Below are 23,224 nucleotides of genomic sequence, written 5' to 3' on the forward strand. Positions count from 1 at the left end.
TATCGGGAATTGGGTTGCGCACGCGCCTAGTCTGGAGCCCGTATGACGAACGCACCCGAACCCTTCGACCTCGCCCAGGAGCTGGCGCAGACCGCCGACTGGGACGACACCGCCGACCAGCGCGCAGACGCGGCCCGCGACGAGCTTCCCGAGGACACCACCGGCGAGCGCGACCTAGCCGAGCGCTACGCCCTGCGTCGCGTCGCCGGACTCTCCACCGAGCTCGAGGACATCAGCGAGGTCGAGTACCGCCAGCTGCGCCTCGAGCGCGTCATCCTCGTCGGCGTCTGGACCGAAGGGTCGGTCGAGGACGCCGAGAACAGCATGGCCGAGCTCGCCCTGCTGGCCGAGACCGCCGGTTCCGAGGTGCTCGACGCGCTCTACCAGCGCCGGGACAGCCCCGACCCGGCCACCTACATCGGGCGCGGCAAGGTCGAGGGGCTCGCGGAGATCGTGCGCGCCACCGGCGCCGACACGGTGATCCTCGACGGTGAGCTCGCGCCCAGCCAGTTGCGCAACCTCGAGGACAAGGTCAAGGTCAAGGTCGTCGACCGCACCGCACTGATCCTCGACATCTTCGCCCAGCACGCGAAGAGCAAGGAGGGCCAGGCCCAGGTCGAGCTGGCCCAGCTGAACTACATGAAGCAGCGCCTGCGCGGCTGGGGCGGCAACCTGTCGCGCCAGGCCGGTGGTCGGGTCGGTTCGCAGGGCGGCGGCATCGGTGGCCGCGGTCCCGGTGAGACCAAGATCGAGACCGACCGTCGCCGCATCAACACCAAGATCGCCAAGCTGCGCCGCGAGCTCGCGCACATGAAGACCACCCGCGACACCAAGCGTTCCGGTCGGCGCCGCAACGAGATCCCGAGCGTGGCGATCGCCGGCTACACCAACGCCGGCAAGTCCTCGCTGCTGAACCGGCTCACCGATGCCGGCGTACTCGTCGAGGACGCGCTGTTCGCGACCCTGGACCCCACGACCCGTCGTACGCAGACCGAGGACGGCCGGATCTACACGATGAGCGACACCGTCGGCTTCGTCCGGCACCTGCCCCACCAGCTGATCGAGGCCTTCCGCTCGACGCTGGAGGAGGTCGCCGACTCCGACCTGATCCTGCACGTGGTCGACGGCTCCCACCCCGACCCCGAGGGCCAGATCACCGCCGTGCGTGAGGTGCTGGCCGAGATCGGCGCCTCCGACGTCCGTGAGCTGGTGGTGATCAACAAGGCCGACGCTGCCGAAGGTCTGGTGCTCGCCCGGCTCCGCCAGCGCGAGCCGCACTCGGTGGTCGTCTCGGCCAAGACCGGTGAGGGCATCCCCGAGGCACTGGCCGCCATCGAGGCCGACCTGCCCCGGCCGGCGGTCGAGATCGCGGTCCTGCTGCCCTACGACCGGGGCGACCTGCTCAGCCGGGTGCACGACAACGGCGAGGTGATCTCGATCGAGCACACGGCCGACGGCACCCTGCTCAAGGCTCGGGTCAACGAGTCGCTGGCCGGCGAGCTCGCGGCCTACCCCGCCTGACGCTCGGCCGCGCCTAGTCTGCGGGGATGCGCAGACTCGTCCGGATCGCCCTCGCGACCGTGCTCGCGCTGGCCATCATGGGTCTGGTCGGCCTGACGGCGATGCGCTTCGTGGTCACCAGCCGGTCGTGGCCCATCATGGCGGCTGCCTTCGCGTCGTACGCCGTGCTGGGGTTCGTGGTCACGCTGGCGGTGAGCCTGCTGCTCCTGCGTGGCACCAGGCACCGGAGCTGGGTGCTGGCGGCGGTCGTCGCCTCGGCCGTCGGCGTTGCGGCGCACCTCTACTGGTCGGGCCCGCTGTACGTCGGAGGCGGTGGTCGCCCCGACCTCGTGGTGATGAGCGCCAACCTCGAGTTCGGGCACGGTGATGCCGCAACGGTGGTGCGCACGGCTGCCTCCCGTGATGTCGACGTACTCGTCCTTCAAGAGGTCACGCCGCAGGTGAACAGCGCGCTGGAGAGGGCCGGCCTCTCGCGGCTGTTTCCGCACCACGTCGGGCAACCGGCACACGGGGCGAGCGGAACGATGGTGTTCTCCCACTTCCAGGTCGCGGAGATCCTGCCGCTGACCCTCGGCAACGGCGGGCTCGACGTGCGGGTGGCGACGATCGTGCCCTTCCGGCTGCTGGCGGTGCACACCGCACAACCGGTCAAGGGCCCAGTCGCCTGGCGCCGCGACCTGGGGGTGCTGCGGGAGCGTGCCCGTGCCGCAGTGCACGAAGGGCCGACCCTCGCGATCGGCGACTTCAACGCCACCCAGGACCATGCCTTGTTCCGGCGGGTGCTCGGTGAGGGGATGCGCGACGCCGCCGAGGAGGCCGGGTCCGGCTGGCAGCCGACCTGGCCCTCGAAGTGGCGAGGAACCTCGCCTCGACCACTGGTGGCGCTCGACCACGTGCTGACCAGCAACGGCTTCACTGCCGTCCGGACGAGCACGATCGAGGTGCCGCACACCGATCACCTGGCGCTCGTTGTGGAGGTGCGCACCGGAAGCGACGATTGAGACCCGGTGACCGCCGCCGATCAGTAGGGTGCGGACATGACGCGGTGGGTGGGGCGGGGGATCGCGCTGCTCCTGCTCGCCGGGCTGGTGCTCTTCCCGGCCATCCGTTGGCCCTCGCTCGGCGGGGTCGAGCGCGACACCGCGACCATCACCAGCTACGTCGCCGACTCGACCGTGTCCAAGGACGGTCGGATCACGGTGACCGAGACGCTGCGGGTCAGCTTTCCTGACTTCAAGCACGGGATCTTCCGGTTCTTCGACGTCCAGGACCCCGGCGACTCCCACGTCCGGCTCGTGCCGCACCACATCGCGGTCAGCCGTGACGGCCGGGCGGAGCCGTTCGAGGTGTTGTCCGAGAGCAAGGGTCGCTATCGCAACGTGAAGATCGGCTCGGCCGACACCACCATGACCGGCGAGCACGTCTACGTGATCAGGTACGACATCGACAGCGCGCTCGGGTCCACCTCGAAGGGACGGGCCGACTTCTACTGGAACCTGATCGGCGCCGGCTGGCGGATGCCGATCCAGGCCTCCCGGCTCACCGTGCACCTGCCCGTGAAGTTCGGCGACGTGAAGTGCGCCATCGGCCAGGGGTCGGCGAGCGGCTGCACCGCCCAGCCCAGCGGGGACGGTTTCGTGGTGCGGACGGGCGCCCTCGACGTGAACACCCCGGTCACCGTGCGTACGACGCTCGCGATGGCCGCCCCCGAGCGCGATCGACTGCCCTGGCCGCAGCGCTTCGACCCGGTCCTCGGCAGCAGCGAGATCGTGCTGATCCTGCTGCTGGCCATCGCGGCCTTCGCCGGACTGATGGGCGAGCTGACCGCACGGGGGACGCGCGAGCCCAAGCCGGCGTACCCGCTGATGTATGCGCCGCCCGACGGCATCGGACCCGCGGAGGCGAAGTACCTGTTCACCGAGAGCATCGGCAAGGAGGCCTTCGTCGCCTCGATCATGCAGACGGCGGAGAAGGGGGCGACCACCCTCGACCACTCCGACGGCTGGACGATCACGGACACCGGGCAGGCGGCTGCCTGGCAGCAGCTCGACCCCGTCTCGGCGTACGCCGCCCAGGTGCTCGGTGTGCCGGGTGGCTCCTTCACCGCAAACACCAGCGTCTCGGCCGGCAAGAAGCTGAAGAGCGCGCTGTCGAAGTTCGACGACTCCGTGCGCGGCTGGGCCCGCCAGAACGGGCTGATGACCGCGGCCGGGCTCGGCAGCTTCGGCGGCATCCTGGTCATCCTCGCCATCCTGCTCACGCTGTTCCTCGGGTTCGTGAACCCGCTGGGCCTCTCGGTCATCGCCTTGATCCCCGGCCTGTTCGCGGTGTTCGCGATCGAGCTCCTGCGTCCTGGCGCCGGCACCAAGCGCACCGCGGCCGGGCGCGAGCTGTGGTCCCGGATCGGCGGCTTCCGCCGCGTGCTCGCGACGCCGTCGAGCGAGGACCGCTTCGACTTCTCGGGTCGCAAGGAGCTCTACACCGCCTACATCCCGTGGGCGGTGGCCTTCGGGGTCGCCGACCAGTGGGCCGAGAAGTACCGCATCGAGACCGGTGAGGAGCCACCGACGCCGGTCTACTTCGGGTCCGGCTACAGCTACACCGGAGGCAGCTTCGCCTCCTCGATGGCCGCCGACTTCTCCTCCACCGTCAGCTCGGCCATCTCGGCCTACCAGGCCACCCAGTCCTCGTCGTCGAGTGGCGGAGGAGGCGGCGGCTTCTCCGGCGGCGGCGGTGGCGGCGGCGGAGGGGGTGGCTCCTGGTGAGCCGGTGCCCCACAATCAATCCCACTCGACGGTCGAGCCCGTCGAAACCAAGGAGATCAGCATGACCTGGATCATCGTCATCGTCGTCCTCGTGGTCGTCATCGGGTTCGTCGTCATCGGCTTCAACAAGCTGCGCAGCACCGACGTCGGCGCGCAGGAGGCGTTGGGCGGCATCGACGTCCAACTGACCCGCCGCGCCGACCTGATCCCCAACCTCGTCGAGACGGTGAAGGGGTACGCCGCCCACGAGAAGGGTGTCCTCGAGGAGGTCACCAACGCCCGTGCTCGTGTGCAGGAGGCCGCCAAGAGCGACGACGTGCCGGCCAAGGCGGCTGCCGACGCGCAGCTGACCGGGGCCCTGGCCAACATCAACGCGGTGGCCGAGAACTATCCCGACCTCAAGGCCAACCAGAACTTCCTGGACCTGCAGAAGCAGCTGGCCGACACCGAGAACCAGATCTCCTTCGCGCGGCAGTACTACAACGACGCCGTGGCCACCCTGAACAAGCTGACCCGGACGATCCCGTGGATGTTCTTCACCGGCATCGCGGGCGTGCACTCGCGCGACTTCTACCAGGCCCCCGAGGGGCAGGAGCAGGCACCGCAGGTCCACTTCTGATCTCGGCCCGGCCCGCCTGTGTGGGCCGTGCCGCGCTCGTCGGTGCGTCCGCATAGGGTTCCTGCGTGGTCGACGTGCGCGAGGTGCTGGCCGCTGCGGTCGAGCAGCTCGGTGGTGAGGAGCGTCCCGGCCAGGTCGCGATGGCCGAGGCGGTGGCCGCTGCCATGGAGGACAAGCGCCACCTGCTCGTGCAGGCCGGCACCGGCACCGGCAAGTCGCTGGGCTACCTCGTCCCGGCCCTGCTCCATCGTGATCGGGTCGTGGTGGCCACGGCGACGCTCGCCCTCCAGCACCAGCTGGTCGAGCGCGACATCCCGGCCCTGCTCGAGGCAGCCGGCGACCAGCTCGAGGGCGGCGGCACCTTCGCCGTACTCAAGGGGCGGTCCAACTACGCCTGCCTGCACCGTGTGCGCGAAGGCGTGCCCGACGACCAGGGGGCGCTGGTCGAGCTGCCCGAGGGGTCCCTGGGCGCCGAGGTGGTGGCGCTGCGGGAGTGGATCGAGGAGGAGGCCCAGGACAACGGCACCGGCGAGCGCGACCACGCGCCGCGGCACACCGACCGGGTCTGGCGGCAGGTCAGCGTCAGCCACCGCGAGTGCCTGGGCGCCAGCAAGTGCCCCTACGGCGCCGAGTGCTTCGCCGAGCGGGCCAAGGAGCGCGCCTACCGCTCCCAACTGATCGTCACCAACCACTCGCTGCTCGCCATCGACGCCATCGAGGGCGTCCCGATGATCCCGGAGTACGACGTGGCGGTGATCGACGAGGCCCACGAGCTCGTCTCACGAGTGACCCAGGCCGCCACCGACGAGCTGTCCGCTCCCGAGATCGACCGCGCCGCCCGCCGCTCCCAGCGACACATCGAGGGCAACGAGGCCGACGACCTCGCCGACGCCGGCGAGGTGCTGCGCGACGCCATCGACGACTGCCGGCCCGGGCGCATCGACGTCATGCCGCAGCAGCTGGGCGACGCGCTCGCGGTGGTGCGCGACGCCGCCCGGGCGCTGGTCTCGGCCTTCCCGCGCGACACCGGCGACGACGCCGGCACCACCCAGGCCAAGGGCTGGGCCCAGGAGCTGTTCACGATCGCCGGGCGGATGGCGGCCGGCTCCGACAAGGACGTGCTCTGGATGAACGAGCGCGAGCGCAACCGCGGCGGCAACCAGCTGTGCGTCGCTCCGCTCGAGGTCGCCGGTCCGATGCGCGAGCGCCTGCTCGCCGACAAGACGGCGGTCTTCACCTCGGCCACCCTCAAGCTCGGCGGCGACTTCGACGCTGTGGCGACCTCGCTCGGCCTCGCTCCGGCCGACCGCGGCGAGAAGTGGGAGGGCCTCGACGTCGGCTCGCCCTTCGACTACGGCCAGCAGGCGATCCTCTACGTCGCACGGCACCTGCCGGCCCCCGGTCGCGACGGGCTGACCCAGGCCCACCTCGACGAGATCACCGAGCTGGTCGACGCTGCCGACGGCCGCACCCTCGGACTGTTCTCCAGCCGGCGAGCCGCCGAGGCCGCCGCCGAGCACGTGCGCGAGGCGCTGCCCCACCTGACCACGCTCGCGCAGGGCGACGCCCAGCTGCCGGAGCTGGCCCGCCAGTTCGTCGGTGACCCGCACACCAACCTGTTCGGCACGCTGAGCCTGTGGCAGGGGCTCGACGTGCCCGGCGAGACCTGCCAGCTGGTGATCATCGACCGGATCCCGTTCCCGCGCCCCGACGACCCGCTGATGTCGGCGCGTCAGCGCGCGGCAGACCAGGCCGGTGGCAACGGGTTCATGCAGGTTGCCGCCACCCATGCGGCGCTGCTGCTGGCGCAGGGTTCCGGCCGGCTGATCCGCACGATGACCGACCGGGGCGTGGTCGCCATACTCGATCCCCGGCTGGTGACCGCGCGCTACGGCAGCTTCCTGCGGGCCAGCCTGCCGCCGATGTGGCAGACCGACGACCCGGCCGTCGTACGCAAGGCGCTGGCGCGGCTGGCCGGCGGCTGACCGGCCTCAGCGGGCTCGCACGATGTTGGAGGCCCGCGACAACGGTGAGGCGCCGACCCGGTTGTAGGCCACCACGACGAACTTGTAGCGCGCCTTGGGCAGCTTCATGTTCAGGCTCCGCGCGGCCGGCTTGAGGTAGGCCGATCCGTAGGAACGGACCACGCGGCCCTGGTCGTTGAGGCGACGGGCGAGCACGCGGTACTTCGTGACGGCCGCGCCCCCGTTGCTGGTCGGGGCCAGCCAGCGCACCAGCGCTGTGGACGTGCCGCCCTTGGCTCCCGGTGCGGCCTTGCCGATCCGCGGCGCGGCGGGTCGTGTCACCTGGACGTCGTTGGCCGCGAGCGACGGCGAGGTCGCTGTGGCACAGCCCTTGGCGGTCAGGCGGTACTGGCCGAGGCTGCCGTAGTCCGACCAGCCGGTCTTCTTCGGGTCGCCGTTTCCGACACCGTCGACACGCAGGTAGTAGGTCCCGATCGCTCCCGGCACCGTGACCGAGGCGTTCATGCCGGTCGACAGGGGTGGGCTGGCGGTGGTGTAGCCCGACACCGGGCTGGAGCTCTTGACGGTGACCCCCGAGCCATTGAGAACATCCAGTCGCAGGTCGAGTGCTGATTGCCGACCGATTCCGGTTGCGGCCACCGTCAGGTTGGTGGAGCAGCGCAGCGCGATCGAGAAGAAGTCGACGTCGCTGCGCGTCCTGATGATCCCGTTCACGGCGTACGACGCCTGGGTGCCGAGCGCGTCGGCAGTCTGACGGGTGCTGCCGTGATCGTCGGTCCGGAGGGGAAGGCCGTTGGCCTGGATCACGGCGAGATCGTCCTCGGTCTGGTTGGCGCCGGCGTACTCGCCCTTGCTGAACTCGGTGACCGCCCGCGGCATGGCCGAGCCCATCACCGGACCCCACGCCTTGGTGCCGGGGTAGTAGGACTGCGAGGTGGTGCCGTCGTGGTGCAGCCCGAGGGTGTGGCCCGCCTCGTGTGCGGCGCCCTGGGCGGCAACCGTGGCCGACATGGTGGTCTTCGTGAACACCAGTGCTGCAGGTTGGTAGAAGCCGACCGGGTCGACGTCGCTGAAGGTGCCCACCCAGGCCAGGCCGAGGCAGGCGGAGTTACAGAGCTGAGCGACCGCTTGCGCTGAGTTGGTGAACAACACCTGGGTGCCGAAGTGCGTGTCCAGGCTGGTGGTCCGCTCGCGTGAGTCGGGCCCACCGTCCTCGGTGGTCACGTCGACGTCGAAGGGGGCGTAGGTCTCCGCGACCTGACGCCACACCTCCTGGATCCAGGCGTCCTCGGCCGTGCTGAAGGTGCCGGGGTGGCCGTCGCTGTCGTAGCCCGTGTAGACCCCGACGCCGAGCGGGTTGGACCGGGTGTTCCAGCCGGTGCCCTTGATCTCGGCACCGTTGAAGTCGAGGAAGATCAGCTTGCTCGCGCCCGGGCGACTGTGCAGCTTGAAGGTCTGGGCGACGGGGTACGCCGGTGTCGTCGTACTCCCGCTGCCGGAGCCGGTGTCCGGCTGGACCACTCCAGGACCGACGTCGGCGGAGGGGGGCTCGACGGGGGCGCTGGGCGGTTCCTCCTGGTAGAACATCTGCCCGTCCTCGGAGAGCCAGGCCGTGTCGTCGGAGGTGAGGATCTTGGTCAGCCGTGCGGCGGAGAGGTCGTTCTGCGCCGCGACCGCGTCCAGGTGGGTGCCCAGTGCCTTGACCGCGGCCAGGCCGTGCATGTCACGCGGAAGAGTCGCCGCGTGCGGGTTGCCGCGGTCCTGGACAGGCAGGGAGGCATTGCCCGCGGTGTCGCCGGCATCGGCCAGCGCGGGAGCCGCACCGAGCGTCAGGAACAGCGCCGTGGCGACAGCGATGCGGGGTGCGGGGAAGGTCACGAGCCGAATTTTGCCCCGGTTTATACGTCAATAACCCTTAATGTGTTATTTGACCACGGAGTGGATGCCGCACTGCCCACGGAATGGTCGTCACATCCGCCGCAGGACCGCGGTGACCTTGCCCAGGATGACCGCGTCGGTGCCGTCGATCGGGTCGTAGGCGTCGTTGTGGGGGAGCAGCCAGACCTGGCCGTCCTTGCGCTGGAAGGTCTTGACCGTCGCCTCGCCGTCGAGCATCGCCGCCACGACCTCGCCGTTCTCGGCGGTCTGCTCGCGGCGTACGACGACGTAGTCGCCGTTGCAGATCGCCGCGTCGACCATGGAGTCACCGGAGACCTCCAGCAGGAACAGCTCACCCTCGCCGACCAGCGTCTTGGGCAGCGGGAAGATCTCCTCGACGTGCTGCTCGGCCAGGATCGGACCACCGGCGGCGATGCGGCCGACGAGCGGAACCATGGTGGCGGTGGGCACGGCGTCGCCGATGCCGGTCGGGTCGTAGCCGGCGTCGTCGGCACTCGCGATCGCCCGTCGCGCAGCCATCAGCTCGGGGATGAACACCTCGAGGGCTCGCGGCCGGTTGGGGTCGCGCTTGATGAAGCCCTTCTGCTCGAGCACCCGCAGCTGGTGGGCGACGCTGGAGGAGCTGGTGAGCCCGACGAGCTCGCCGATCTCGCGGATGCTCGGCGGGTAGCCGCGCTTCTCGATCGACTCGCGCAGCACGTTGAGGATGCGCTGCTGGCGCGGGGTCAGACCCGTCACGTCGGGCGCCGCGTCGGGCAGCTCCGAGACGGTGCCGCGGGCGGGGGAGCTGTGGTGCTGATCACGAGTCGCCATAGGGGGAAGGTAGTCCACCCGAGGGGGTCACTTCAAACACATGTTCGAACCGCGTGTCGCGCTCGGAGCCCCGAATTCGTTCGAACATATGTTCTTGCGCTGTTCGAACATGTGCTCTACCGTCGTACATGTGTTCGAACGAACGTCTGTTCGGAGTTTCGGCGAAAACTGTCGGTCCTCGGCGATAGACATCGATCAGCACAACGCAGGGGTCGCTTCCCCGTCCGGCCAACCAGGGCCGGGCACTTCCCCGAAAGAGGTAGACCGATGAGCACACTGAGCATCCCGTCCGAGTCGGACGTCGACACCCGCTTCGACGCGCTCGTTCGCCACGTCGTCCCGGCGCAGCGTGCGCCGCAGACCGGCGTGGACTTCGAGACGGTCTTCGATCTCGACTACGGCCAGCCGGTCGACGCGCCGGCCGCCCCCGTGGTGCAGCTGCGTCGTCAGACGAAGGTGGCGCCGCGCAAGCCGGCGCCCCGGACCGTGCGCCTGACCCGGCGCGGCCGCATCGTCCTGGTCCTCGGCTTCCTGACCCTCGCGCTCGCCCTGATGGTCCCGTTCGGCGGCTGGGCGACCGCCACCCTGACCGGCGGCACTCCCGAGCCGGTCCGCATCGTCGAGGTCCAGCCCGGCGACACGCTCTACGGCATCGCCGGAGACCTCGCCAAGCCGGGTCACATCCGCGACATGGTGCACCGCATCCAGGAGCTCAACTCCCTGCCCGGTGGCCAGATCGAGGAGGGTCAGAAGCTCGCCGTCCCCCGCGGCTGAGTCGTCCGCCGTGCGGGAAGGCACGGGCGGGACAGACGTGATGACGACTCATTCGACCCGGGTCGTCGTCACGGGGGAAGAAGTGGGGTGGGACCGCACGCCGGTCCCACCCCACTCGCACGTCCGGTTCAGGCGCGAGCAGCACCCTCGCTGAGCAGGAACTGGGCAGCGGTGTACGTCGCCATCACCGCGGTCTCGAGTTGGGGCGGCGGGTTGGTCATCGCGAACTTGCGGAAGCCGAGCAGTGAGTCGGAGACCATGAACAGTCCGGCACCGGCAGCGGTCAGCCGGCGCGCCGAGGGCGGTAGGTCGGTGTCCAGGAAGTTGGCGGCTGCCGCCATCGCAGCGAGCATCGTGGCGTAGCCGAACACCGGCCCGCCGAGATCGCGGTTGCGACGTCCCGCCATGAAGGCCATCACCGGCGCCGTGAGCGCCCACGAACCGGCGACGGCGCGGGGTCCGACGGCTTGCCGGGGGTCGGAGTGCCCGTGCTGGCGCAGGAAGCCGGTCAGGTAGGCGACGTGTCCCAGTCCGAACGAGCCCACACCGACGAGGAACGGCTTGGTGCCCTCGCCGAGAAGCGCGACGTCGCCGCCCCAGCCGCCGACCTGGGCGGCGACGGTGCTGGTCCGTAGCGGGGAGTCCGACGCCTTCGGGTTTGTGATCAGCGAGGCCGACAGGGTCGGCATCAGCAACGGCTTGGTCACGAACCGCGCGCGGTGCGCCGCCTTGCCAGGGACGCTGGACAGCCAGGTGTCCACCGCCGCCAGACCGATGTAGGCGAGCTTGAGCTTGGTCGAGGTCTGCAGGCGCACGCTGGCGAACCTAGCGCCTAGTGCCCGCTCCCCGACAGGGCCGGACTAGCCTCCGCGATCCGCAGCGGTGTCGCCGGTCCGGTGGTCGTCACCGTCCCGTTGACCGGGCGCAACGGACCACCGTTCAGCGACCACTCCGCGCTCCAGGTCACCACCACCCGGTGCGCGACCGTGCGGTGTGCGTCCTGGTAGCGGTAGACGACGTCCTTGGCCGGGTACGGCGCCCCCGGCGTCGACGTGGTGTCCTCGGTCCCGTCCCCGTGCACCCACTCGAACTTCGACGGCTTGATCTCGAGCCGGACCCGCTGCCCCAACAACGTCACCGTCCGCGTCAATGGCTGGGCGTCGGTGAAGAAGATCGTGTCGAAGTTGATCAGCGTCTTGTTCGCCGGCTGGGAGTGCGACCGCAACGAGGGCAGCGGTATCCGCCGGAACGCCTGCAGCACCATCCCCTCGGTCACCTGCGGCGGAGCAGCTGCCACGGGTGGAGGCCCGTTGCCCGAGCACACGAGTCCCATGGGGGCGGCGGGAGGGGGCTCGGTCTGCCACAGGCGGTACACCTGCTCGCCCGGTGGGCAGGGATTCGAGGCGCACGTGCTTTCACCGTCTAGGCCTGCACCGCAGGCGCTGCGGTATTCGTAGCGCGGCGTAGAGCCGTTGTGGGTGACGGTCGACGTGGTGGACCCGCCGCTGGACCCAGGCCCTGTCGAGCATTGCCCTTGGGCGGCGAACGCACTCCCGACGGACTCAACAGAGCCTCCGCAACCCTTTGCATTGGCCTCAAGCGGCCACAGAAGGATGCAGAACAGCGCGGCTGCGGCCAACGCGATTAGGCGCCTCGCGTCCACTCGAGGACCCTCCACCCGTCTTGCCGCCAAGCCACCTGCACGTTGAGAGGAAGGCGTCCGCCATTGGGGTGTTCGTCTTCCTTGGGACTTGGGTGGTCGACCACCTGTGGACCGAAGTCAACTCCTAGTTCGACGAGCCATCCTTTAGTCGCTGGGTTCTTCACGGTCGAGATGCCCTTGATCTTGAAGGCGCCGCCACGGATCGAGCCGCCCGACTGGTAGAGGTGGTCTATATACGAGTCAGCCTTTTCGCATGACTGGCAACCGGCGTCCTCGACCGCCCTCAGCTCTTCGAGTTGCCCAGTGGCCTGCGCGAAGTTGATCAAGTCGACGTAGTGACGAGCGAAAGCGATGGCACCGGCCTTCGATTGATCCTTCGCAGCAGACGGCATCACCGGGGGAGTAGCCGAGGGCGACGGAGACAGACTCGCCGTCGGCCGCGGCAACGGCTGCGGCTCGGCAGAACCCCCGCACCCAGCGAGCAGCAGACACAGCGCGCCGATGACGACGGCCAGCGTGTGACGCCCGCGCATGAGTCACCCCTTGAGCTACGAACCCGAGTCGATGGGGAGTTAACTACCCCGAGGGCGTGCTGGCTACACCGATCGGTTCGCCTGTGGACAACGGGACTGGAGGGGTCATGGCTGCGGGCTACTCAGGCACACCGCTCGAGCGCAAGCTCGGCGTGAAGCCGGACCACGTCGTACTCCTCGACAACGCCCCGGACACCTTCGACCTCGATGCCCCGACGGCTCGGCGGCTGCCCAAGCGGCTCGACATCAGCCTGACCTTCCACACCAGCGCCGCGAAGCTCGAGAAGCGGTTGCCGCAGCTGTTCGAGCGCACCGAGCAGGCCGGGATGGTCTGGGTCTGCTGGCCCAAGAAGGCATCGAAGGTGCCGACCGACCTCGACGACAACGCCGTACGCGAGATCGGCCTCGCCGCCGGCTACGTGGACGTCAAGGTGTGCGCGATCGACGAGACCTGGTCAGGCCTCAAGTTCGTACGACGCCTGGCGGATCGCGTCTGAGCGATCAGCTGTAGCGGTGGCTCTTCTCGGAGTGACCCGGCTCCCGCGTGCACGCCCGACCGTTCATCGACTTGTGCCCGCAGGTGTCAGTCGACGCCGCAGCAGCCTTCGGCGCGGCCGGGGTAGCCGGGCGGGGGGCGACCGGCGCAGGAGTCGCGTTGACCCGCGGTGATCCTGCATTTCGATCCCGGGCGCGCTGCTCGTTGGCTTCGTACCTCGCCAGTTTCATGGCCCTCTGGGCGTCCAGCTTGCTCACAGGTGGAGCCTACGTTCGACGACCGACAGAAGTGGTACGCCGAGCCGCGCGTCGCCCGCCGGGAAGCCGAGTCGGGGGAGGAGTCGCCGTACGCGCTCGCACCACCCCGACCAGCTTGGCGCCGAGGATCATCGTCACGAACAGACAGGCGGCCGCGCCGACCGAGGCCAGCCCCAAGAAGGTCCAGGCCGTCGAGTCTCCCGAGCGGGCGTCGCGGCCGAAGTCGATGGCTGCCAGGACCAGTACTCCCCACGCCACCAGCGTGATCGTGACGAACAGCGAGAGCGCCACGATCTGCCGCTTCGGCGGGCGCGGCGTCGTTTCAGCGGCCCGAACCCGCTCCCCGGTGTGCCTACCCACGCCGGTCATTGTCACCCAGCCCCCGCCAAGAGGGGCTCCGCAGTGCACAAGCCGTGTCCGACACGCCCGTTTTCCAGGTCGAAGAGGGCGCTGACCTGCACGGATGCCGCCATACCGGAAGTACGTGGAAGTCGCTGTTGCGCACTCGGATGCGCAGGCGTACGGTTCCACTACATCTAGTAGTTACACCGATGTAGTTATCCACATCTAGTTCCACAGAACTGATCGAGTTAGCCACATCACACCGAGGTTTTCCACCGGCAAACGCCGGAATCCACAGTTCCAGACACAGGTTGTACCCCTGAGAGGAGGCCCGCGATGCACTGTCCCTTCTGCCGCAGCACCGACACCCGGGTCCTCGACTCCAGGGTCGCGGATGACGGCTCGGCGATCCGCCGGCGCCGGTCGTGCCCGGCGTGCGAGAAGCGGTTCACCACGGTCGAGCAGATGCAGCTCACGGTCGTGAAGCGCAGCGGCGCGTGCGAGCCGTTCACCCGCGAGAAGGCCATCTCCGGCGTACGCAAGGCCTGCAAGGGCCGGCCCGTCGACGAGGACGACCTGGCTCGCCTCGGACAGACCGTCGAGGACTCCCTGCGCGGCGAGGGCTGGGCAGAGGTGCCGGCGCACGAGATCGGGCTGGCCATCCTCGGTCCGCTGCGGGCCCTCGATGAAGTTGCGTACCTCAGGTTCGCCTCTGTGTACCGGGCCTTCGAGTCCGCCGAGGACTTCGAGACCGAGATCGCCGTACTCCGGATGGAGCGATCAGCACCAACACCTCAGCCAACGGGCTGACCAAGATCCGCCCCGTGCGTAGTGGGGAAGCTGCGCGCGGGGCACCAGCAGCGGCGGGACCGAAAGTGTCACCGCCACCAGTGAAGATGAAGTAGCCGACAACACAGGGAGCGGGACCAAAGATGACCGAAACGGTGAGCGGGACCGGCGCACGCACGCGCAAGAAGGGCCTCAAGATCGAGCGCGTCTTCTCGACCGCTGGCGTGCACCCCTACGACGAGCTCACCTGGGAGCGCCGCGACGTCGTCCAGCAGAACTGGAAGACCGGCGCCGTCGTCTTCGAGCAGCGCGGCGTGGAGTTCCCCGACTTCTGGAGTGTCAACGCCTCCACGATCGTGACGACCAAGTACTTCCGTGGCGCAGTCGGCACCGACGCCCGCGAGTGGAGCCTCAAGCAGCTCATCGACCGCGTCGTGAAGACCTACCGCAAGGGCGGCGAGGACAACGGCTACTTCGCCTCACCTGCCGACGCCGAGCTGTTCGAGCACGAGCTGACCTGGCTCCTCGTGCACCAGTACTTCTCCTTCAACTCCCCGGTCTGGTTCAACGTCGGCACCCCGAGCCCCCAGCAGGTCTCCGCGTGCTTCATCCTCTCGGTCGACGACTCGATGGACTCGATCCTGAACTGGTACAAGGAAGAGGGCTTCATCTTCAAGGGCGGCTCCGGCGCCGGCCTCAACCTCTCCCGCATCCGCTCCTCCAAGGAGCTGCTGTCCTCCGGCGGTACGGCGAGCGGCCCGGTCTCCTTCATGCGCGGCGCCGACGCCTCCGCGGGCACCATCAAGTCCGGTGGCGCCACCCGTCGCGCGGCCAAGATGGTCGTCCTCGACGTCGACCACCCCGACATCGTCGAGTTCGTCGAGACCAAGATGAAGGAAGAGGACAAGATCCGCGCGCTGCGTGACGCCGGGTTCGACATGGACCTCGGTGGCGCCGACATCACGAGCGTGCAGTACCAGAACGCCAACAACTCGGTCCGGGTCAGCGACGAGTTCATGCGTGCGGTCGAGGACGGCACCGAGTTCGGCCTGCGGGCCCGCGGCACGGGCGAGGTCATCGAGACCGTCGACGCTCGTGAGCTGTTCACCAAGATCAGCCAGGCTGCGTGGGAGTGTGCCGACCCGGGCCTGCAGTACGACGACACCATCAACGACTGGCACACCAACCCGGAGACCGGCCGCATCACTGCGTCCAACCCGTGCTCGGAATACATGTCGCTCGACAACTCCTCGTGCAACCTCGCGTCGCTCAACCTGCTGAAGTTCCTCAAGGACGACGACACCTTCGACGCGCCGCTGTTCGCGAAGGCGGTCGAGTTCATCATCACCGCCATGGACATCTCGATCTGCTTCGCCGACTTCCCGACGGAGTCGATCGGTCAGACCACCCGTGACTACCGCCAGCTCGGCATCGGCTACGCCAACCTCGGCGCGCTGCTGATGGCGATGGGTCTCGGCTACGACTCCGAGGGCGGTCGTGCGATGGCGGCCACCATCACCTCGCTGATGACCGGCCAGTCCTACAAGCGCTCGGCCGAGCTCGCCGGCGTGGTCGGTCCCTACGCCGGTTACGCCCGCAACGCCGACGCGCACAAGCGCGTCATGCGCAAGCACCAGGCGGCCAACGACGTGGTCCGCACTCTCGGCGCCCACGACTCCGCCGTACACAAGCTCGCCACGCAGGTCTGGGCCGACGTACAGAAGGTGGGGGAGAAGAACGGCTTCCGCAACGCGCAGGCCTCCGTGCTCGCGCCCACCGGCACCATCGGCTTCATGATGGACTGCGACACCACCGGCATCGAGCCGGACTTCTCGCTGGTCAAGTTCAAGAAGCTCGTCGGTGGCGGCTCGATGCAGATCGTCAACCAGACGATCCCGCGGGCGCTGCGCAAGATGGGCTACCAGGACGAGCAGGTCGAGGCGATCGTGGAATACATCGCCGACAAGGGCCACGTCATCGACGCCCCCGGCCTCAAGCAGGAGCACTACGAGGTCTTCGACACCGCCATGGGTGCTCGTGCCCTCAAGCCGATGGGCCACGTGCGGATGATGGCGGCCACCCAGCCGTTCCTCTCCGGTGCGATCTCCAAGACGGTCAACCTGCCCGAGACCGCGACCGTCGAGGAGATCGAGGACATCTACCTGCAGTCCTGGAAGCTCGGCCTCAAGGCGACAGCCGTCTACCGCGACAACTGCAAGGTCGGCCAGCCTCTCTCCGACGGCAAGTCCGACTCCTCGAAGAAGGACCAGGCCATGTCCACGTCCGGTGGCGCGGCCGAGGTCGTCGAGAAGGTCGTGGAGGTGCACAAGCCCTTCCGCAAGCGTCTCCCGAAGTCGCGTGCCTCGAAGACCACCTCGTTCACCGTCGGTGGTGCCGAGGGCTACATGACCTCCGGCGCCCACGAGGACGGCGAGCTCGGCGAGATCTTCCTCAAGCTCGGCAAGCAGGGCTCCACCCTGGCCGGCGTGATGGACGCCTTCTCGATCGCGGTGTCCATCGGCCTGCAGTACGGCGTCCCGCTGGAGACCTACGTCTCGAAGTTCAGCAACCTCCGCTTCGAGCCCGCCGGCATGACCGACGACCCCGACGTCCGGATGGCGCAGTCGATCATGGACTACATCTTCCGCCGCCTCGCCCTGGACTACCTGTCCTTCGAGGACCGCAGCATGCTCGGCATCTACTCCGCCGACGAGCGCCAGCGCCACCTCGAGACGGGCAGCTACGAGCCCATCGAGGAGACCGGCGGCGCCTCGGAGCTGATGGCCGAGGTGGTCGACGACGAAAAGGTGGTCGAGCAGCGAGCGAAGCGAGCGGATAGTCGAGACCACTCCGGTGACCACGACGACCGCGCCGACGACCTCGAGACCAAGGACACCCACGGCAACGAGGACCGCGAGGTCCCCGCCAAGGTCCACGTTGGCGAGGCCCACACGAGCGCCGAGCTCCTGGAGAAGATCACCGGCACGGCAGTCGACTCCCCCCTCTGCATGACCTGCGGTACGAAGATGCGGCCAGCCGGTAGCTGCTATGTGTGTGAAGGCTGCGGCTCGACCTCTGGCTGCAGCTGATCGACGGCGAGCTGGTCGTGTCCCAGGCGGGACACGACCAGCTTTTCCACAACACGGCAAACCATTCCCGCTTCCCCTCGAGTGAGAGCAGTAGTCTTCGAACATGAGCTCGAACGCTGCAGGGTTCACCTTCTCTGATCTGTTTGCCGGGATCGGCGGCTTTCACGCTGCGCTGCACGCCGCAGGTGGTAGGTGGGTGTTCGCTAGTGAGATCGACAAGGACGCCAAGGCCGTCTACGACTACAACTGGCTCCGCCCGCTCCGCGAGTCTGGCGCTAAGCTCCCCGAGGGAGTGAAGTTTGAGGTCAGCGGCGACATCGTCGAACTGACGGAGTCGGAGGTCAGGGTCCCGCGCGCTGACGTCCTTGCTGCCGGTTTCCCCTGTCAGCCGTTCTCCAAGAGCGGTTTCCAGCGCGGGATGGACGAGACCCGCGGAACCCTGTTCTGGAACATTGCCAAGATTCTGGCTGACCCCGAAAAGCGGCCGTCTGTCGTCCTTCTGGAGAACGTCCGCAACCTGGCCGGCCCTCGCCATCGCGACACCACTTTCAAGACGATCGTGATGACGCTTCGTCAACTTGGCTATCGCACGGCAAGTAAGCCGGCCATCTTCTCACCACACCTCTTGCCACCCTCCCTGGGTGGGCGGCCCCAAGTCCGGGACAGGGTGTTCATCCTGGCGCACTATGTTGGGAGGGATCGCGCCGAGTCGAAGGAGTGCTTCGACGATCCGATTACCGCTGGGCTCGACCTCAAGTGGCGAAAGACAGACTGGAACCTGAGACGCGATCTTCCGCTCCTGCCACAACAGCGTGTCGAGCGTAAGTACGAACTCGAGTCAGCGGAGTTAAAGATCATCGATGCCTGGGACCGGCTCCTGGCGGAAGTGGCCCAGCGGCTGGAGCCGGGGGAGCGACTTCCCGGTTTCCCAATCTGGTACGACGATTTCCGCTCGCCCGCCGAGGCCGAGGACATGATCGACGCAGCCGAGCTGCGTGGAGAGCCCTATCCCAGATGGAAGCGCGACTTCCTCCGGAAGAACGCCTTCTTCTACTGGCGCCATCGCGCGGTCATCGACCGGTTCCGTCCAGAGCTCGACTCCTTCCCTCCATCACGCCGCAAGTTCGAGTGGCAGGCCGGAGACGCCAAGCCTCTCTCCGAGACGATCATGCACTTCCGGCCCTCTGGAATTCGAGTCAAGCGTCCCGACTACGTCCCGGCGCTGGTCGCCATCACGCAGACCTCGATTCTTGGCGATGAACGTCGTCGTCTGACCCCCAGAGAGACCGCTCGGCTTCAGGGGCTCCCGGACTCTTTCGAGTTCATGCAGACCACCGATCGAGGTCCGATCAAGCAGCGCGACGCTGCGTCCTACAAGCAGATGGGCAACGGCGTGAACGTGGGCGCCGCGTACTACGTGTTCCGCGAATACGTGCTCGCTCACAGCAATGAGATCTCGCGGGTCTCGCCGCAGGTGGTTGAGTCCGTCAAGTCGTGCCCCGCGAACCCTGACGAGCGGTTCCAACCTTGAAACAGGGACTACCTCCCTCAGAGCACCCCAGAAGGCTTCTTCGGCCTTATCTTGTGATCCATACGGTGGTGAAAATCCTCCGTTGAACTTCACGCGGGCCGGGTCTTGCCCACTCGCGGGATGCGATACGGGGGGTCGGGCACAAGAATCGAAAAGTCGGCGGGGAGGTTCGGCGAGACGTGCACCCTGCCCTCGCTCAGGTCGGGATTCAGTTCGGTGCACCGCGCGAACTTTCCCCGAGCGGTGAGCCGCTCGACGTAGCGAGCCGGGTGGAGCAGAGCAATACCGGCATGGCCAACGGCCCACCCGTTGGTCGTGAGGTACTCCAGGCGGCAGAGGGTGGGTCCATTCTTGGTACCTATCGGTGCCACGTGGTCCAGCGTGACGCTGGTGAGCAGGAGGGACTCTCGGGCAGTCGAGAAATTCAACTTGTACTTGGGTTTCCGCTTCTCACCAGACGACTGTCGTCCCTGCTTGTACTGCTTGAGCGCACGCGTCTGGAGGGCATGGTTGAAGGCGTTCTCGTCGCCGATGTGGAAGATCTCGATTCGAGTCGGAACGAAAGTTGGGGAGGACGGGGCTTGCCGTGGCTCTGTGGTCTCGTCACCGGCAGCTCGCCGTCTTGGCTTGGGCTTCTTCCCAGCCGCCAGCCGTTGTCGTCGCTGCCACGCACGAAACTCGCCACCATCGTCGACGCGTCGGCCGCTGAGGACGATGAATCCGAGTCCGCCCTCGTCGATCGCTCGCCTGACCGCTTCCTGGTCGTTCAATATCGCTTCCGCTGCGCCCCCGCTCTCGCTGTGCGCCTTGAGGTCCCACGTGGAGCGAAGCACGTAGTCGAACGTCGTGTTGACAACCTTTCGGGGGCCCCCACCGAGGCGGTTGATGAGTTCCGGGAGCGCGATGAACTCGAAGTACCAGCCGGCCCACTTGTCCTGTGCCCAGTGCGTGAATTCAGCCTCCCGCATCTGGTTGACGCAGGTTCGGCCATCCCATTCGCCTCGCACCAACGGCACCAAGACGTTCATCAAGGCCTCGGCTTCAGCCCGCGGGCTGGAATACGTCGCGTGAGAGCTTACCCCCACTGCTGCGATGGACCCGTGACGCTCTGCCGCCTCCAAGAGGCGATCGAGCCCGACGAGTGTGATGGTCGACCCAGCAGACCAGCAGGACCGATCCCAGGTCGCCCCGATTTCTCGCGCGATTGCCTCGCCGAGCTCAGGCTTGCTCAGCGACTCGTCAACAGCCAGGGATAGGCCCCGAGACAGGTTGACGAGGACTGACTTCCGCTCTTTGCTCCCTGGACCTAGCGTCTCTGGCCCGCTCCGGGTCAGGTTGCTGATTCGGGCGACGGCCTCCAATTTGCTCGCGGAGGGGATGAATCGTTGCGACATAGCTATCTTCCTAGTCCTGTGGTTGGGGCCTCTGCGCGCCCAACGTCCCGGCGCTGTTGACATCGGTCCCCAGAGACGGAGCGTGGGAAAGTTCGGGCAAGACGACCCTGAGGTCGCCAGGCGTGGTCCAACAGAACTGGCGTCCACCGGTGACAGCCAGCGATGCGACCTCGTGATGGTTCGCTGACTTCGGCCAACCAGGAGGTGGTTCTTGGCCAGTGAGCCAGGCACCCTCGTGCGCGTCGTACGAGCGCGGCAGGGAGACGGTTCGCCACCCGTAGATCTCGGTGATGGCACTGCAAAGTGCTTGCAGAGTGTCAGGCACCTCGTTCAGGGGCACGTTGAACTCGGGTCCTGTGCGCGATCCGTGGGTGAGGGTGAACTGGTGGTTTCGCCAGCCGCGGTCGACCCCACTGAGGCGACGAAGTTCGCGCTCCGCCGCAACGACGGCCGCACGCGCCAGGCTGGGGTCCGTGCCGGCCAGCGGCGCAAGTATGCTGCCAGGCATGTGCTGGGTAGCCCAGAGAACACAGTTCTCGCGCCACACCCCCTCGACGCTCTGGAACCCACCGTCAGGCATCCACGCGAGGCCAGTCATGACCGCGTCGTCAACGGCCGGAGCGGCGGGCAGAGCGCCGGGCCCGATGAGCCACCAAGCCCACTGGAACGTCCCGAATGGATACTTCTCCCTGTAGTGCGCTCTTCGTGCGTGCCCCCGAAGCAGGCTTGGGTTCACTGTCTCGGCGTACGCCGAGACAACTGAGGCGTCAGCGGGGGAGTCCAGGACGACGTGCTGACTGAGGCTGCGCGCGCCCGGCCAGCACATGTCGATGTCGACCCAGATGACCTCGGGCATGGTCAGCGGAAGTGGATGCGCGGGGTCGATGAGCAGGCGCTGCGTGTCGTAGAACCCGATGATCGGCCAACCCTTGAGCTGGTGGAGCAGGCAGGCCGTCAGCAACCCGTCGATGTCCGGGTTCACCACCTGGAACCGGATGTCGCGTCGCCAGCCCCACCTCGCCTCGCGCACTTGCACGCCCGTGCCCCAGTAGTAGTCGGGGCGGTACATGTGAGCTCCGGATCGGGTCAGTCAGGTCAGATGGGCGGAGCGATCACGGTAGACCCGCTCTACGATGTACGCAGCCTGTTCTGGAAGCTCGTGCTCCCATACGCGGTGCACGGCCCATCCACTCACGAGCAAAGCCTGATCTGTGTCGCGATCGCGTGCCTGGTTCCGCGCGATCTTCCACTCCCACCACTCCGAGTTCGCTCGTGGCCGGACGTGGTGCTCAGGGCAGCCGTGCCAGAAGCAACCATCTACGTACACCGCCAGCCTCACACGTGTGAACGCGATGTCAATGGTCCGCCGGTTGTTCCCGGGGACCTTCATCTGCACGCGGAACCGCATGCCGCGGCGGTGCATGGCTTGGCGAAGGGCGACCTCTGGCGCGGTGTCTCGGCGCGCGAGGCGCGACATCTTGATGGACAACGGACCGCCTGGAGGGATGCGTTGAGGCTCCTGCTCGTTCACCGGGTCAGTGCAGCACGGGTGCGCACGCGCCTCAATTCGGCTCGGTCGGGTCAGCGTCGTCAGCGGGGTCTGTGCGGACGTCGGGCGGATCCAGCCCTAACAGGGCGCGAACGTTCTTCATGGCCCTGGACTCGATCTGCCGGATCCGCTCCCGCGTCACGCCGTAGACCTTGCCGATGTCATCCAGCGTCGCCTTGTCGTCGTAGGGATACAGGCCATGGCGTCGTCGGAGCACGTCCGCCTCGCGCTCGACCAGGTCGCCCAGCAGCGCTTGCAGGTCATCTCCGTCGAGTCCCCTGACGTCCACGGGGTCGGGCCTGGAAGGTCGGTCCACGAGGTCGCCCAAGGTGACGCCGTCGTTGCCGACAGGCTTGTCCAGAGAAACGACCGCCGGAGCGAGGAGCAAGAGCTCCTCGACCTTCTCTACCGACATGTGGCACTCACGAGCGATCTCCGACCAATGTGGCTTCTTGCCATCGATAGTCAGTCGTTCTTGTGCGGCCTTGACCTTCCGGATCGACTCAATGACGTGGACTGGGAGCCTGACCAGCCGACCCTCGTTGTCGATGGCCCGCGAGATGCTCTGGCGGACCCAGTGCATTGCGTAGGTGGAGAATTTCAGGCCCCGGTTGGGATCGAACTTCTCGATGGCGCGCACCAAACCTGGGACACCACTGGCGACCAGGTCGTCGTACTCGAGGCCCTGCCCCGAAAGGCGCTGGGCTACTGAGTGGATCAGGCCCATGTTGTGCAACAACATCGAGTCAGCAGCCGCCTTGGACTCGCCGGTGAGCAGCGCGAAGCCGCCCGCTTCAAGTGGTTGCCCATCAGGGCGCGCGAGGAGCGTCAGTCCTACCTCTTCCTCCGCAGTCAGGAGTACCTTCGCCAGACGCTTCGGAGCACGGCCACGGTCGAGCTCAAGCCGCCGACGCGCAACTTCGACGGGGTCGACGTCCCGAGCCGTTGTCTGCGTGGTCGTCGCATCGTCGTCGGTCGCCAAGTGCCCCGGAACGTCCTCGACCACGTTGATGCGAGCCTCGGACAGAGAGCGCTCGACCTGTGCACGAAGCTCCTGACCGCCGCCGGCAGCTCGCAGAGCCTCCTCGACGTCTGAGCGCTTGATGGATTCACCGTCCAGTCGGGCTGCCAGACGATCGAGTAGTCGCTGCTGATGGATGTCCCTGTTCATGTCGTCCCCTCCGTGGTCGCACACGCTAGATCGC

At 67.6% G+C, this 23,224-nt stretch carries 20 protein-coding genes; 10 read left to right on the forward strand and 10 right to left on the reverse strand.

Going from position 1 to position 23,224, the window contains the following annotated elements:
* The first annotated feature begins 42 nt into the window (after window positions 1–42).
* The 5 genes from hflX (at window position 43) to H976_RS0101650 (ending at window position 6,890) form a co-directional block, all read left to right on the forward strand.
* Window positions 43–1,521 carry a GTPase HflX gene (gene hflX / locus H976_RS0101630; protein ID WP_027860102.1) on the forward strand — a complete coding sequence of 493 codons (1,479 nt, stop codon included), beginning with the start codon at window positions 43–45 and terminating at the stop codon, window positions 1,519–1,521.
* Window positions 1,522–1,547: 26 nt separating this feature from the next.
* On the forward strand, window positions 1,548–2,522 hold the full coding sequence (locus H976_RS24010; RefSeq protein ID WP_051275951.1) for an endonuclease/exonuclease/phosphatase family protein: 975 nt from the start codon (window positions 1,548–1,550) through the stop codon (window positions 2,520–2,522).
* A gap of 36 nt (window positions 2,523–2,558) precedes the next feature.
* Complete coding sequence (locus H976_RS0101640; RefSeq protein WP_027860103.1) at window positions 2,559–4,286, forward strand: DUF2207 domain-containing protein; 1,728 nt, start codon at window positions 2,559–2,561, stop codon at window positions 4,284–4,286.
* A 61-nt stretch (window positions 4,287–4,347) separates the two neighbouring features.
* Window positions 4,348–4,905 (forward strand): LemA family protein, encoded by a 558-nt coding sequence (locus H976_RS0101645; protein ID WP_027860104.1) that lies wholly within the window; start codon window positions 4,348–4,350, stop codon window positions 4,903–4,905.
* Between the two features lie 74 nt (window positions 4,906–4,979).
* Window positions 4,980–6,890 (forward strand): ATP-dependent DNA helicase, encoded by a 1,911-nt coding sequence (locus H976_RS0101650; RefSeq protein ID WP_027860105.1) that lies wholly within the window; start codon window positions 4,980–4,982, stop codon window positions 6,888–6,890.
* A 6-nt stretch (window positions 6,891–6,896) separates the two neighbouring features.
* Here H976_RS0101650 and H976_RS24015 read toward each other — a convergent pair whose 3' ends face one another.
* Window positions 6,897–8,768 (reverse strand): M12 family metallo-peptidase, encoded by a 1,872-nt coding sequence (locus H976_RS24015; RefSeq protein ID WP_051275953.1) that lies wholly within the window; start codon window positions 8,766–8,768, stop codon window positions 6,897–6,899.
* A gap of 90 nt (window positions 8,769–8,858) precedes the next feature.
* A complete protein-coding gene (lexA, locus tag H976_RS0101660) occupies window positions 8,859–9,602 on the reverse strand; it encodes a transcriptional repressor LexA (protein WP_027860106.1) in 744 nt (247 codons plus the stop codon).
* A gap of 267 nt (window positions 9,603–9,869) precedes the next feature.
* Between lexA and H976_RS28385 the strand changes: the two genes are divergently transcribed.
* Window positions 9,870–10,376 (forward strand): LysM peptidoglycan-binding domain-containing protein, encoded by a 507-nt coding sequence (locus H976_RS28385; protein ID WP_051275955.1) that lies wholly within the window; start codon window positions 9,870–9,872, stop codon window positions 10,374–10,376.
* A 128-nt stretch (window positions 10,377–10,504) separates the two neighbouring features.
* On the opposite strand, the gene H976_RS0101670 is transcribed toward H976_RS28385, so the two are convergent.
* The 3 genes from H976_RS0101670 to H976_RS0101680 all read right to left on the reverse strand — a co-directional run bounded on the left by H976_RS0101670 (window position 10,505) and on the right by H976_RS0101680 (window position 12,572).
* Window positions 10,505–11,191: a lysoplasmalogenase gene (locus tag H976_RS0101670; protein ID WP_027860108.1), complete on the reverse strand. Its 687-nt coding sequence runs from the start codon at window positions 11,189–11,191 to the stop codon at window positions 10,505–10,507.
* Window positions 11,192–11,208: 17 nt separating this feature from the next.
* Window positions 11,209–11,673, reverse strand: coding sequence for a hypothetical protein (locus H976_RS28390; protein WP_155917871.1), 465 nt, complete (start codon window positions 11,671–11,673; stop codon window positions 11,209–11,211).
* Window positions 11,674–12,020: 347 nt separating this feature from the next.
* Complete coding sequence (locus H976_RS0101680) at window positions 12,021–12,572, reverse strand: DUF6318 family protein (protein ID WP_027860109.1); 552 nt, start codon at window positions 12,570–12,572, stop codon at window positions 12,021–12,023.
* A gap of 107 nt (window positions 12,573–12,679) precedes the next feature.
* Between H976_RS0101680 and H976_RS0101685 the strand changes: the two genes are divergently transcribed.
* Window positions 12,680–13,069, forward strand: a complete 390-nt coding sequence (locus H976_RS0101685; protein ID WP_027860110.1) for a hypothetical protein — start codon at window positions 12,680–12,682, stop codon at window positions 13,067–13,069.
* A 265-nt stretch (window positions 13,070–13,334) separates the two neighbouring features.
* Here H976_RS0101685 and H976_RS0101690 read toward each other — a convergent pair whose 3' ends face one another.
* Window positions 13,335–13,685 (reverse strand): hypothetical protein, encoded by a 351-nt coding sequence (locus tag H976_RS0101690; RefSeq protein WP_155917873.1) that lies wholly within the window; start codon window positions 13,683–13,685, stop codon window positions 13,335–13,337.
* Window positions 13,686–14,003: 318 nt separating this feature from the next.
* Between H976_RS0101690 and nrdR the strand changes: the two genes are divergently transcribed.
* From nrdR to dcm, 3 genes are all read left to right on the forward strand, one after another.
* Window positions 14,004–14,477 carry a transcriptional regulator NrdR gene (nrdR, locus tag H976_RS0101695; protein WP_027860112.1) on the forward strand — a complete coding sequence of 158 codons (474 nt, stop codon included), beginning with the start codon at window positions 14,004–14,006 and terminating at the stop codon, window positions 14,475–14,477.
* Between the two features lie 122 nt (window positions 14,478–14,599).
* Window positions 14,600–17,545 carry a vitamin B12-dependent ribonucleotide reductase gene (locus tag H976_RS0101700; RefSeq protein WP_027860113.1) on the forward strand — a complete coding sequence of 982 codons (2,946 nt, stop codon included), beginning with the start codon at window positions 14,600–14,602 and terminating at the stop codon, window positions 17,543–17,545.
* A gap of 103 nt (window positions 17,546–17,648) precedes the next feature.
* The gene (gene dcm, locus H976_RS0101705) at window positions 17,649–19,076 is read left to right on the forward strand and encodes a DNA (cytosine-5-)-methyltransferase (protein WP_027860114.1); all 1,428 of its coding nucleotides are present in this window, start codon (window positions 17,649–17,651) and stop codon (window positions 19,074–19,076) included.
* Between the two features lie 89 nt (window positions 19,077–19,165).
* Here the strand turns inward: dcm and H976_RS0101710 are convergent, their stop codons facing one another.
* From H976_RS0101710 to H976_RS28395, 4 genes are read right to left on the reverse strand one after another with little or no spacing between them, the layout of a single operon-like run.
* Window positions 19,166–20,470: a hypothetical protein gene (locus H976_RS0101710; protein ID WP_027860115.1), complete on the reverse strand. Its 1,305-nt coding sequence runs from the start codon at window positions 20,468–20,470 to the stop codon at window positions 19,166–19,168.
* 10 nt (window positions 20,471–20,480) lie between these two features.
* Window positions 20,481–21,539 carry a hypothetical protein gene (locus H976_RS0101715; protein WP_027860116.1) on the reverse strand — a complete coding sequence of 353 codons (1,059 nt, stop codon included), beginning with the start codon at window positions 21,537–21,539 and terminating at the stop codon, window positions 20,481–20,483.
* A 21-nt stretch (window positions 21,540–21,560) separates the two neighbouring features.
* Window positions 21,561–22,001 carry a very short patch repair endonuclease gene (locus tag H976_RS0101720; RefSeq protein ID WP_231388765.1) on the reverse strand — a complete coding sequence of 147 codons (441 nt, stop codon included), beginning with the start codon at window positions 21,999–22,001 and terminating at the stop codon, window positions 21,561–21,563.
* A 31-nt stretch (window positions 22,002–22,032) separates the two neighbouring features.
* Entirely contained in the window at window positions 22,033–23,190 is a 1,158-nt protein-coding gene (locus H976_RS28395) for an RNA polymerase sigma factor RpoD/SigA (protein WP_155917875.1), read from the reverse strand.
* Window positions 23,191–23,224: the final 34 nt, after the last annotated feature.

Origin of the sequence: Marmoricola sp. URHB0036, assembly GCF_000426045.1 — a bacterium.
Lineage (GTDB): Bacteria > Actinomycetota > Actinomycetes > Propionibacteriales > Nocardioidaceae > Marmoricola.

Bases quoted from the DNA above. Each gene is read 5' to 3' on its own strand.
- hflX (WP_027860102.1), top strand. From the start codon at position 43: ATGACGAACGCACCCGAACCCTTCGACCTCGCCCAGGAGCTGGCGCAG.
- H976_RS24010 (WP_051275951.1), top strand. From the start codon at position 1,548: ATGCGCAGACTCGTCCGGATCGCCCTCGCGACCGTGCTCGCGCTGGCC.
- H976_RS0101640 (WP_027860103.1), top strand. From the start codon at position 2,559: ATGACGCGGTGGGTGGGGCGGGGGATCGCGCTGCTCCTGCTCGCCGGG.
- H976_RS0101645 (WP_027860104.1), top strand. From the start codon at position 4,348: ATGACCTGGATCATCGTCATCGTCGTCCTCGTGGTCGTCATCGGGTTC.
- lexA (WP_027860106.1), bottom strand. From the start codon at position 9,602: ATGGCGACTCGTGATCAGCACCACAGCTCCCCCGCCCGCGGCACCGTC.
- H976_RS28385 (WP_051275955.1), top strand. From the start codon at position 9,870: ATGAGCACACTGAGCATCCCGTCCGAGTCGGACGTCGACACCCGCTTC.
- H976_RS0101680 (WP_027860109.1), bottom strand. From the start codon at position 12,572: ATGCGCGGGCGTCACACGCTGGCCGTCGTCATCGGCGCGCTGTGTCTG.
- H976_RS0101685 (WP_027860110.1), top strand. From the start codon at position 12,680: ATGGCTGCGGGCTACTCAGGCACACCGCTCGAGCGCAAGCTCGGCGTG.
- nrdR (WP_027860112.1), top strand. From the start codon at position 14,004: ATGCACTGTCCCTTCTGCCGCAGCACCGACACCCGGGTCCTCGACTCC.
- H976_RS0101700 (WP_027860113.1), top strand. From the start codon at position 14,600: ATGACCGAAACGGTGAGCGGGACCGGCGCACGCACGCGCAAGAAGGGC.
- dcm (WP_027860114.1), top strand. From the start codon at position 17,649: ATGAGCTCGAACGCTGCAGGGTTCACCTTCTCTGATCTGTTTGCCGGG.
- H976_RS0101710 (WP_027860115.1), bottom strand. From the start codon at position 20,470: ATGTCGCAACGATTCATCCCCTCCGCGAGCAAATTGGAGGCCGTCGCC.
- H976_RS0101715 (WP_027860116.1), bottom strand. From the start codon at position 21,539: ATGTACCGCCCCGACTACTACTGGGGCACGGGCGTGCAAGTGCGCGAG.
- H976_RS28395 (WP_155917875.1), bottom strand. From the start codon at position 23,190: ATGAACAGGGACATCCATCAGCAGCGACTACTCGATCGTCTGGCAGCC.